Source organism: Vibrio sp. S11_S32 (assembly GCF_014694465.1).
GTDB classification, from domain to species: domain Bacteria; phylum Pseudomonadota; class Gammaproteobacteria; order Enterobacterales; family Vibrionaceae; genus Vibrio; species Vibrio algicola.
The window spans coordinates 1-254 of sequence record NZ_JAAUWS010000184.1; the positions used below are offsets into that span (position 1 = coordinate 1).

Sequence of the window (254 nt, forward strand, 5' to 3'; positions counted from 1 at the left end):
AATCCTCTATGACTACTTGGTCAAATGCATGCAGGAACTGGCGAAAGCTGAGCCAGATATCGATGCAATTCTGCCATGGAATTTCAAACATTAATAATATCGCCCCGTGGGTTCATGGGGCGGATACAAAAGAACAACTTGGTACCACGTTTTCTATTGGTACGATAAGTGAAGCTCAAACTAAAGTAGCTTCAATGCTTACAGTGACGCACCAAGCAGTAAAGTTAGCGTTACAAAAATCCCCATTAATTCAT

1 protein-coding gene is annotated in these 254 nt (G+C 41.3%); it reads left to right on the forward strand.

The window, feature by feature from the left end; all coding sequences use genetic code 11:
• Nucleotides 1-62: 62 nt before the first annotated feature.
• Nucleotides 63-254, forward strand: a 192-nt coding sequence (locus HC723_RS17615; RefSeq protein ID WP_238925537.1) for a hypothetical protein, incomplete at its 3' end; no start/stop codon positions are given.